This window comes from Microvirga calopogonii (assembly GCF_003347665.1).
Classification (GTDB): Bacteria; Pseudomonadota; Alphaproteobacteria; order Rhizobiales; family Beijerinckiaceae; genus Microvirga; species Microvirga calopogonii.
In genome coordinates this window covers 1-10562 of the sequence record NZ_QDGA01000147.1, presented here as the reverse complement: position 1 = coordinate 10562, position 10562 = coordinate 1, and the positions used below count along the sequence as shown (strand labels likewise).

The following is a 10562-nucleotide window of genomic DNA, read 5'->3' as shown; positions in this document are numbered from 1 at the left end:
CGGCGGCGCGGGTGCCGACACGCTGAGCGGCGGCGATGGCACCGACACGCTGGTCTATGGCGGCGCGGACGGGGCTCTCGTCGACCTGCGCACCGGCTATACGGCCGGCCAGGCGGCGGGCGACGTGATCAGCGGCTTCGAGAACGTGCTCGGCGGCTCAGGGAACGACACGGTCTACGGCTCGGCCGAGGCCAACGAGCTCAACGGCCAGGGCGGCAACGACATCCTGGCCGGGGCGGATGGCCATGACACCCTGTGGGGCGGCGCCGGCAACGACTGGCTCGAGGGCGGCAGCGGCGACGATCTCGTCGCGGGCGGCGCCGGCGACGACCGCCTGGTCGGCGGCGCGGGCAACGACGTGCTGCACGGCGAGGCGGGGCGCGACACCTTCGTGTTCGAGAGCGCGCTGAATGCCACGAGCAACGTCGACCGGATCGCCGACTTCGCCGTGGCGGAGGACTGGATCGGGCTGAGCCGGAGCGTGTTCGGCGGCTTCGGCGCGTCGGTGTCGCTGGTGATCGGGACGGCGGCGACGGCCAACAACGCGGCGCAGGTCGTGTACGACAGCGCGACCGGCGCGCTGTTCTACGATCCGGATGGCGCAAGCCCGGCCGCGCAGGTGAAGTTCGCCCAGCTCGCTGCCGGGCTGGCGCTGACGGCGGCCAACTTCGTCCTGCTCTGAGCCAGCGATCCCTAAGGCAACAACGGAAGGGCCGGTCGGGAGACCGGCCCTTCTGCGTTCAAGAGGAAGCTCGAGCGGCTCAGGCCGGTTCCCGGTCGGGGGGCGGACGGTTGTTGGGGCAAGCTGGCCGATGCAGTCAGCCTCAATAGGCGAATGGCAAATGGACAGCGCACAGAATGTCTTAGCTAGCGGGGTGGATAAAGCCAATGCAGGTTGGAGCACCCCGCGCAACCCTAAGGCTCGATAGGGTTCTGACGCTGCAACTTGGCTACGCTAGAATCTCATATGAAAAGTTATAACATTTAATATTGAAGCCTCGTGGTCGGAACTTCCCAGAGCCTGAGGCGCCGCGTCGAACGTAAGGGATAACGGTTCATGACCTTCAGCATTGAGCAGGCACTTGACGCCTTCTTCAACAACAGCGGTGGTGGGGGCATCCAGTACGGAGGAACCGGTACGAGCGGTACGATCACGGGAAACGTCACCGGCGGCTCGGGAACGGGTTCTTCGTATCCGATCGTAACACATTCTTCCGACCAATCGATTGATACACAGACCGCTCCTGGAACGCAGGATTATTGTGAAAGCGGAAGTCACGGCATTAATGGCGGCGAAACGGATGAAAACGGGAACCTCATTTATATCGATATCCAGATTTACGCGCCACGGTTGAGACAGGGCGATGAAACCAGTGTATTCGGTTCTATGGTAGGTACGTTCGATAGTCTCAAATATGACATCGACGCGTGGCTAGCGAGGTATGACTTCTACGAGTCGTTCTATGGTAGGTCTTACGAGTCTCGCTACGAGCCGCAGTATTGGCTTTATGAGACCTATGGCGATCATTTCTCGGATGGACACGTCCACCCAGTCAATCTCGTCCTTTATGCGGACGAAGTCGAAGCCCCTCCTGCCGATGAAGACTCCGTGGGTGGAAACTCCACAGGCGAGGTGTCGAGCTTCACGGTTCGCATGACCTTCGGGTCGTCGGGCAATGACACGACCTACGGCGCTTCCGGTTCTGATTTTCTATTAGGCGGGGATGGTAACGACATCATCTATGGCTATGGCGGCAACGATACCATTCAGGGTGGCGCAGGCGCCGACACGATGGACGGCGGCGATGGTATCGATACACTCGACTACCGCGAAGACACCACCGGCGTGTACATCGACGTGCGCACCAACTCGGCCTTCTATGGTCAGGCGGCCGGTGACGTGATCCGCAACTTCGAGAACGTCATTGGCGGATCGGGCCATGACACGATCTATGGCAGCCATGATGCCAATATGATCTGGGGCGGGAACGGAAAGGACATCATCGCAGGTGCAGGCGGGGACGACTCCATCTCGGGTAATGCGGGCAATGATGCCCTTTACGGCGATGCCGGCAACGATCTGATCATAGGCGGTGAGGGTGCAGACACGCTGGATGGCGGCGATGGAATCGACACGCTCAGCTACATCGCAAGCGAAGCCGGCGTGTACATCGATGTGCGCACCAATACCGCCCTATATGGTGACGCCGAGGGTGATCGAATCAGCAATTTCGAGAACGTTACTGGCGGATCGGGCAACGACACGATCTACGGCAGCCATGATGCCAACGAGCTGGATGGATCAGTTGGCAACGACATCATTGCCGGTGCCGGTGGCCACGACACCATCTGGGGCGGCAACGGGTTCGATTATCTCTACGGCGATGACGGTAACGATATTGTCAGGGGCGAGGCCGGCAATGACGTCATTCAGGGCGGTGCGGGTGCCGATACACTGGACGGCGGCGATGGCAGCGACTGGCTCGACTACCGTGCCGATACGGCGGGCGTTTATATCGACCTGCGCACCAGCTCGGCTTTCCATGGCGAGGCTGAGGGCGACCGGATCAGCAACTTCGAGAACGTGATCGGCGGTTCGGGCCGGGATACGATCTATGGCAGTTCCGGAGACAACGAAATGTTGGGCTGGAGCGGGGACGACATCCTAGCCGGCGCGGATGGAGACGACGCCTTGCATGGCCAAGAGGGCAACGACTGGATCGAGGGCGGCAACGGATGGGACCTGCTTACGGGCGGAGCCGGTGACGATCGCTTGGTTGGCGGCGCCGGCATTGACGTACTCACGGGTGACCAGGGACGGGACACCTTTGTGTTCGATGCGGCTCTTGGCCCAGACAATGACGATTTGATCTACGACTTCAGCGTATCGGAAGACACCATAGCATTGAGCCGCAGCATCTTCGGCGGCTTCGGTTCTTCGGTGTGGGTGGCCGTGGGGCAAGGGGCCGGGCCCGGCGGTGCGCAGATCGTTTACGACGATACGACCGGTAACTTGTTCTATGACGCAGACGGTGCCGGCGGAGTGGCGCAGGTCAAGTTCGCGCACCTGACGGCCGGTCTGACGCTGACGTCAGGCAACTTCGTCCTGATCTGAGCGCACAACGCAGTCGTCCAGCACGACAACGGAAGGGCCGGTCCCACGACCGGCCGTTCTGCGTTCAGGACAGATTTCGGATCAGGCCGCTGCCACGTCCAGACGCCGGAGGGGCGGGTGTCGCTACGGAGCGCAGGACGGGGAGGAAGTCCTGTCTGCTGGGGCGCACCGACACCGGTACGCTCACAGGCGGCCGGACATCTTTATGCTCGACTTCTTCGGACTCAGACGCCATATTCCGCGCAACTTTGGCTCCCCTAGGCAGCAGCGATGAAACACTTTTGGACCCAATTCTTCACCTGGTGGAACGGACAGACCCTCGGCACGCGGTATTTCACGTGGCGCAAGGGGCAGTTCGTGGGTGAGGACGAGTTCGGCAACCGCTACTACCGCTACACGCAGCCCCAGGCCATCGACTCGAATGTGGGCGCCGAGCGCCGCTGGGTCGTCTATAATGGCTATGCCGATGCCTCGAAGGTGCCGCCCGGCTGGCGCGCCTGGCTGTGCCATAACGGCGACGTGCCTCCGAGCGAGGAGAACTACAAGCCGCATTCCTGGGAGAAGGCTTACGTGCCCAATCTCACCGGAACGGCCCAGGCTTATCGTCCGCAGGGCTCGAGCCTGTCTCTCGGGCAGCGCCCCGCCGCCACCGGCGATTACGTGCCCTGGACGCCGGGAGAATAGGGCCAGGCCTCAAGGGTTCCTTCGATACCTTCGACATCATGGCCGGGCCTGTTCCGGCCATCTCGATTCAGAAGGCGTTGCGCGCATTCCGGCGGAGATGACCGGCACTGGGCCCGTGAGGACGCAGGGGCGCTTCTCAAGCTGGGGGGCAGGGCACAACCGGAACCTGAACTCAGTCCTTCGGATGGAAATAGGATTGCCGCCGCATGACGGCTTCGGAGAAAAGGCCGAACGCCTGGATCACGTGACCCTGCGGGACCTCGATCTTGCGGGCCACGCCTGAACCTTTCAGGACGCCGCCCCGCTCATCCGGCTCGGGATCGCGATAGGTCCCGCCGTCGCCCAAGGTGCAGTTCTGGCACCGGATGGGGCCGAGGATCTGGGCTCCTCGTCCGACTCGGTTCGACATCGTGAGGGATCCGCCGCCGAGGAGCCTGGCCCCGTCCCCGATGGCGATGGTGTCGCCGGCGCCGGCCTTGATCGTGAAACCGCCTTCTTCCCCGATCTCGGCGCCCGCGCCTATGGTGACCGACCCGGCCGGTGCAACGATCCGGGTCCCGGGGAAAACGTTCGTCCCGTGGCCGATGGCGATGTGTCCTTGGGAAGAAATCTGGAGAATGACGTTGGGCCAGAGCACCACGCCTTCCTCCAGCTGAACACCGGGCGAGACCAGAACGGAACCTGGATCCGGCAGCAGGATGCCGCGCCGGCCGAGGGCGGCTGTATCCTCCAGCGACAGGAAGCCCAAGCGCCACCGTGCCTCGTCGCTCCTTAGACCCGTTTCGTTCATGCGAATGCGCTTCCGATTCATCTGTCGTCGGAGCTTAACCCATCGGCTCCGAAATCAATGGCCGCCTTGTGCAGGCGTGGGAAAAGGCCAGATCCGTCTCAGCGTTATGCCGTCAGGGCATAACGGACCTCAGTTCTTTTGGCTCCTCAAGGCGGGGTCGCGTCCGTATATCCGCACCGCAACAAGAGCAAAGACAACCGGTCACGAGGACCGGTCCACTGCTGGGGCTTTCCATGTTCGTTTCCTACATTCTTTCGAAGATTCGCAGCTACTACCTGTATCGCACAACCGTCCGCGAGCTGGCGCAGCTCTCCGACCGTGATCTAGCCGATCTCGGCATCGCCCGCTACGACATTGCCCGTGTCGCCCGTAAGGCGACCTTCGCGTAAGCGGCACGACGCAGGTTTTCGCAGCGAACGCCCGCCCTCGGCGGGCGTTCGCTTTTGAGAGTTGTCTTCAGGCAAGCCGTCGAGGCCGGGCCGGAGATGAACAGGTTCCTGGAGCTTCAGGCATAGGGCAGGGCACAAAACGTCGGCTGAGGCGTCAACCATAACGAAGGTAACCATGGCTTCTCTCATCTCACGGGAATGGTACACGATCGCCATCTTCGGCATGGTCGTGCTTGCATCGATTCTTCCCATCGGCGGCGAGCCGGCGGAGGTGTTCTCGGTCGCGACCAATCTCGCGATTGCCCTGCTGTTCTTTCTCCATGGCGCGCGCCTGTCGCGCGACGTGGTGATCGCCGGCATGATCCATTGGCGGCTGCACCTCTTCGTGCTGGTCACCACCTTCGTGGTCTTCCCGATTCTCGGTCTCATCGTCCTGGCCGTGCCGAACCTGATGACCCCGGCGCTGGCCACGGGCATCCTGTTCCTGTGCGTTTTGCCGTCCACCGTTCAGTCGTCGATTGCCTTCACGTCGATTGCGGAGGGCAATGTGCCGGCTGCCATCTGCTCGGCCTCGGCATCGAACATCCTCGGGATGTTCCTGACCCCGCTTCTCGTCGGGCTGCTGTTCCATACAAAAGGCGGTGGGGGCTTCTCCCTGGGAGCGCTCGAAGGAATCCTGCTGCAGCTTCTCGCCCCCTTCATCCTCGGTCAGGTGCTTCAACCCTTCCTCGGGAGGTGGCTCAGCCGGCACAGGACGCTCACGCAGTTCGTCGATCGCGGCTCCATCTTGATGGTCGTCTATGGAGCCTTCAGCGAGGCGGTGATCGAGGGGCTCTGGCACAAGCTCTCGGCCACGGATCTCATCGCCGTCGTCGTGGTCGACATCGTGCTGCTGGTGGCCGTGCTGTGTTTCACGTTCTATGTGAGCGGCTGGTTCGGCTTCAATCGCGCCGACCGGATCACCATCACCTTCTGCGGCTCCAAGAAGAGCCTCGCCTCGGGCGCCCCGATGGCGAACGTGATCTTCGCCGGGCAGGATGTCGGGTCCATCGTGCTGCCGCTCATGATCTTCCACCAGATCCAGCTCATGACCTGCGCCGTCCTGGCGCGTCGCTTCGCAAGCAGCGCGAAGGCGTCTGCCGTCCCGGAGGAGGCGAAACCCGTCTAGTTCAGCGCCGATCCGCGCATGGGTCCTCAGGCCGCAGCCTGAGAAGCAGTGCGCGGTGGATGACTACGGCTGGCCGCCGCCGCCCGCTGCGCCGTAGATCTGCCCCGTCGCATAGCTCGCATCGGCCGCAGCGAGCTGGACATAGATCGAGGCGAGCTCGGCCGGTTGGCCGGGACGACCTAGGGGCGTATCGCCGCCGAACTGCTGCAGCTTCTCCTGAGTCGCGCCGCCGCTGACTTGGAGCGGGGTCCAGATCGGACCCGGGGCGACGCCGTTGACGCGGATCCCCTTAGGGCCGAGCTGCTTCGCCATGGACTTGGTGAAATTCATCATTGCCGCCTTGGTCATGGCGTAGTCGACCAGGTTCTCCGACGGGTCATAAGCCTGTTCCGAGGTCGTCTGGATGATCGCCGAGCCCGGGGTCAAATGCGGCAGGGCCGCCTTGGTGAGCCAGAACATGGCATAGATGTTGGTCTTGAAGGTCGCGTCGAAATCCTCCGACGTGATGTCGAGGAGCGCCTGCCGCTGCTGCTGGCGGGCGGCGTTGTTGACCAGGATGTCGAGGCCTCCGAGCTGCTGCACGGCATCCGCCACGATGCGGGCGCACAGGGCCTCATCGCGAATGTCGCCCGGAAGGGCCACGGCGATCCGGCCCTCCTTCTTGATCAGGTCGATGACCTCCCGCGCGTCGGGCTCCTCGTCCGGGTGATAGCTGATGGCCACGTCGGCGCCTTCACGGGCGAAGGCGATGGCGGCCGCCCGGCCCATGCCGGAATCGCCGCCCGTGATCAGGGCCTTCCGGCCGCGCAAACGCCCGGATCCCTTGTAGCTCGCTTCGCCATGGTCGGGACGCGGATCCATCTGGCCGGCAAGGCCGGGCCAAGGCTGGGATTGCGAGCGGAACGGCGGCTTGGGGTATTTCGTCGTCGGATCGTCCTTGGCGACTCCGCCGCTGGCGGCCGTCTGGGACGAGGCGGGACCTGCCGCCGCTACCGTCGCGAGACCTGCCGCTGCTCCCCCCATCATGCCCCGCCGTGAGATCCCGTTGCCGTCGCTCATGTCCATGTGCCAGCCTCCCGTCATCGATAGAGGCCGGTTAACCGGTGGCGCGACCGGAGGTTCAGAAATTTCTTTGACGTTGTCGTGAAGGGGAATACCCAGGCTTCGCGTCGATCCGGTGGGCTCTTTTCCCGCTTGCCCTTTTTCCATCATGGTTCGCGTGTTATCGCGTTGCCGGGATAAGGGGTACGACCGGGCAGACCGGACAAGAACCACCCAATCGGACCTGGCTTGGATGATATGATGAAACTCGGATGGACGCGGGCGGCTGTCGTGCTCGCAGGGGTAATCGGCGCAGCGGGCGCGGTTCAGGCGGATCGGATCAAGAATCCCACGGCCGTCTTCTCGGGCCTCGACAAGATCACCGGGCGCATCGTGTCGTTCGAGGTCGGGATCGACGAGACCGTCCAGTTCGGCGCCCTGCAGATGACGCCACGGGTCTGCTTCACCAAGCCTCCGACGGAGACGCCGAACACCACCTCGTTCATCGAGGTGGACGAGCCGGGCCCTGACGGAAAGAACAAGCGGGTTTTCTCCGGCTGGCTCTTTGCCGCAAGCCCGGGCCTGCACGGGCTCGAGCACCCGGTTTACGATATCTGGCTCGTGGATTGCAAAGGCGGCACGGAAGTCATCGCGGAGCCCAAGGAGACGCCGGAGGAACTTCCGCCGATCCAGGATTCCGCCCGTGCGCCGAACGATGCCGGACGACCGGGCGACATCATGGCGCCCGCCGGTGCCACAGCCCCACGTCCACCGGCCGTCCAGACGGCGCCCCTGCGTCAGTCGGAGCCTCAGCCGAGGCAGCCCGTGCGACGCCAGGCTCCTGCCGCGCCGATCATCAACACGGACCGCTGAATTCTACTCGGCATGAAGGGCAGCGAGGACCTCCTCGCCGCTGACATTCTTGCCGGGCGGCCACGAATCCCAGTTTGCGCCATGGTCCATGGCGTTGCGCAGCATCTGCTTGTAGGTGCGTCTGGGCACCTCCACGGCGCCGAACTGCGCCAGATGCGAGGTCACGAACTGGGTATCCAGGAGCGAGAACCCGCCGCGGCGCAGGCGCGCCACCAGATGCACCAGCGCGACCTTCGAGGCGTCCCGTTCCGTGTGGAACATGCTCTCGCCGAAGAAGGCCCCGTTGAGCCGCACCCCATAGAGACCGCCGACGAGGCGGTTGTCCCGGTAGACCTCCACCGTATGGCAGTATCCCGCATCGAAGAGTTCGCCATAGAGCTCGCGGATGCGCCGGCTGATCCAGGTCTTCTCCCGGTCCGCACCGGGAGCGGCGCAGCCGGCGATGACCCCGTCGAAGTCCTGGTCGACGCGGATCTCGAACTGATCCGAGCGGACGGTGCGTGCAAGGCGCTTCGAGATGTGGAAATTATCGAGGGGAATGATGCCCCGCTCACGGGGCTCGACCCAGAAAAGGGAAGGATCGTCCGCATCCTCTGCCATGGGAAAGATGCCAGCCGCATAGGCCTTCAGCAGGATGTCGGGGGTAATTTCGATCGCGTGGTCAGACGCATGGCTCATGCTTGGTTTTGTATCAAGGAACGACAATGCCGTCCATTTGCGGGCAGGATCTGAAGTGACAACGTCGGTAAGTGAATTCAGATCGCTGCTGCCGCGGCTCTCCGGATGACAAATTTGTTGTTCCGGCGTGAGTAGGTCTTCCGACTGGGATCGATGCGGGGAATGTCGGCGCCTTTCCGGTCGAGAAGATCGAGCATCTTTTCCGGTTCGTTGAGCGGAGCGCCCGGCTGTTGCTCAAGATACAGGGGTAGGTCGTAAACCCACCATTCGCTTTGCAGGAGCCGCTCGATCAGAGGCTCCCCGAAACGAAATTTGACGACCGTCGCCGGGTTGCCGACTACAGATCCTATGGGGGTGGATAGCGGTCCACTCTCTGGCAGAGTGAGGTTGCGATATCCACTCACGCTGGAGACCAACCGATGTCCGTTGAGCCCCGATTTGAGCAAACCGCTATCCGCACCCATCTTGGCGCAATCTTCGTCTCACTGGAACTCAGTCGTTCGGTCTGGCTGATCACGTCCCTGTCGCCCGGGGCCGGGGAGACAATGTCCAAGCACAGCGTGCGCGGCGGCGATGTGGCCGGCCTGCTGACGCGGCTTGCTCAGTTGCAGGAGAAAGCGCGCACTCGAACCGGTCAGCTATTTCCGATCATTGTCATCCAGGAGGCGGGTCTGGATGGGTTCTGGATCCATCGCGTGCTGGAGAGCGAGGGGATCGAGAGCCATGTGGTCGATCCCGCCTCGATTGCGGTCTCGCGCCGCTGCCGGCGGGCCAAGACCGACAAGATCGACGGCGAGGCCCTGGTGCGCACGCTGCTGGCCTACAAGCGTGGGGAGCCGCGGGTGTGTGCGATGGTCCGGGCTCCCACGCCTGAGCAGGAGGATCGGCGCCGCATCAGCCGCGAGCGCAAGACGCTCACGGCCGAGCGCGTTCAGCACGTCAACCGGATCAAGGGCCTGCTGTTCGCGCAGGGGATCGGCGACTATGAGCCCCTGCACCGCGACCGCAGAACACGGCTCGAGGCGCTCACGACCGGTGATGGCCGGCCGCTGCCAGTGCACCTGAAGACCCAGATCAGCCGCGAACTCGATCGGCTGGAGCTGCTGCTGGAACAGATCAAGGCGGTGGAAGCCGAGCGGGACCAGCTGCTTGCCTCTGCCCATGAGGAGGCCGGCGCCGTGCCACCGGGGCGACTGCTTCCCCTGAAAGGCATCGGTCAGGAAGCCGCCGCTGTTCTGTGGGCGGAGGGCCTGTTCCGCACCTTCGCCAATCGCCGGCAGGTGGCGGCCTATGCGGGCCTGGCCCCCACCCCCTGGAAGAGCGGATCGATTGATCGCGAGCAAGGCGTGTCGAAGGCCGGCAACCCACGCCTGCGCACCACCATGATCCAGCTCGCCTGGTTGTGGCTGCGCCATCAGCCCGCCTCAGCCCTGAGCCAGTGGTTCCAGGAGCGTGTCCGGCGCAACGGCGGGCGCCTGAAGAAGCCGATGATCGTGGCGCTGGCCCGCAAACTTCTCGTCGCGCTGTGGAAGTATGTGACCGCTGGGGTGATCATCGAGGGTGCCGTGATGAGGTCTGCGTAAGGCACGGCACGACTGAGTGGATGTGCTTCGCTGGACCCTGATCAGGTCCGGCGGATCCAGGAGGACGGACCGATGTGCAATAGGGCTTGGCATGCCGCACTACAGAAGGGTCCCGTCGCCTGAGCCCTCGTCCGCTGCAAGCGGGATGATGGTGCGGCTGCGTGCGCGCAGCGACCGGATGTGAGTGGGAGCTGGCGCTGGACACGGGCCAGATCATGCAACGGGCTCAGACCTTGGATGT

At 63.5% G+C, this 10562-nt stretch carries 10 protein-coding genes; 7 read left to right on the top strand and 3 right to left on the bottom strand.

Annotated features, from left to right (window positions below):
* From DDF70_RS33765 to DDF70_RS33755, 3 genes are all read left to right on the top strand, one after another.
* The coding region (locus DDF70_RS33765; RefSeq protein ID WP_162820869.1) for a calcium-binding protein at positions 1 to 682 on the top strand (682 nt) is incomplete at its 5' end.
* A 375-nt stretch (positions 683 to 1057) separates the two neighbouring features.
* Complete coding sequence (locus DDF70_RS33760) at positions 1058 to 3115, top strand: calcium-binding protein (RefSeq protein ID WP_114948944.1); 2058 nt, start codon at positions 1058 to 1060, stop codon at positions 3113 to 3115.
* A 270-nt stretch (positions 3116 to 3385) separates the two neighbouring features.
* Positions 3386 to 3799, top strand: coding sequence for an NADH:ubiquinone oxidoreductase subunit NDUFA12 (locus DDF70_RS33755; protein WP_114948943.1), 414 nt, complete (start codon positions 3386 to 3388; stop codon positions 3797 to 3799).
* Between the two features lie 172 nt (positions 3800 to 3971).
* Here DDF70_RS33755 and DDF70_RS33750 read toward each other — a convergent pair whose 3' ends face one another.
* Positions 3972 to 4589: a hypothetical protein gene (locus DDF70_RS33750; RefSeq protein ID WP_114948946.1), complete on the bottom strand. Its 618-nt coding sequence runs from the start codon at positions 4587 to 4589 to the stop codon at positions 3972 to 3974.
* A gap of 233 nt (positions 4590 to 4822) precedes the next feature.
* Between DDF70_RS33750 and DDF70_RS33745 the strand changes: the two genes are divergently transcribed.
* Both DDF70_RS33745 and DDF70_RS33740 read left to right on the top strand, forming a co-directional pair.
* Positions 4823 to 4978: a DUF1127 domain-containing protein gene (locus tag DDF70_RS33745; RefSeq protein ID WP_114948942.1), complete on the top strand. Its 156-nt coding sequence runs from the start codon at positions 4823 to 4825 to the stop codon at positions 4976 to 4978.
* Positions 4979 to 5153: 175 nt separating this feature from the next.
* Entirely contained in the window at positions 5154 to 6146 is a 993-nt protein-coding gene (locus DDF70_RS33740; RefSeq protein WP_114948941.1) for a bile acid:sodium symporter family protein, read from the top strand.
* 63 nt (positions 6147 to 6209) lie between these two features.
* On the opposite strand, the gene DDF70_RS33735 is transcribed toward DDF70_RS33740, so the two are convergent.
* Positions 6210 to 7211, bottom strand: coding sequence for an SDR family oxidoreductase (locus tag DDF70_RS33735; protein ID WP_425374144.1), 1002 nt, complete (start codon positions 7209 to 7211; stop codon positions 6210 to 6212).
* Between the two features lie 237 nt (positions 7212 to 7448).
* Between DDF70_RS33735 and DDF70_RS33730 the strand changes: the two genes are divergently transcribed.
* Positions 7449 to 8060, top strand: a complete 612-nt coding sequence (locus tag DDF70_RS33730) for a DUF2155 domain-containing protein (RefSeq protein ID WP_114948940.1) — start codon at positions 7449 to 7451, stop codon at positions 8058 to 8060.
* Positions 8061 to 8063: 3 nt separating this feature from the next.
* Here DDF70_RS33730 and aat read toward each other — a convergent pair whose 3' ends face one another.
* The gene (gene aat, locus DDF70_RS33725) at positions 8064 to 8738 is read right to left on the bottom strand and encodes a leucyl/phenylalanyl-tRNA--protein transferase (RefSeq protein ID WP_114948939.1); all 675 of its coding nucleotides are present in this window, start codon (positions 8736 to 8738) and stop codon (positions 8064 to 8066) included.
* A 419-nt stretch (positions 8739 to 9157) separates the two neighbouring features.
* Here aat and DDF70_RS33720 point away from each other — a divergent pair, with 419 nt between their 5' ends.
* The gene (locus DDF70_RS33720) at positions 9158 to 10321 is read left to right on the top strand and encodes an IS110 family RNA-guided transposase (protein WP_114944612.1); all 1164 of its coding nucleotides are present in this window, start codon (positions 9158 to 9160) and stop codon (positions 10319 to 10321) included.
* Positions 10322 to 10562: the final 241 nt, after the last annotated feature.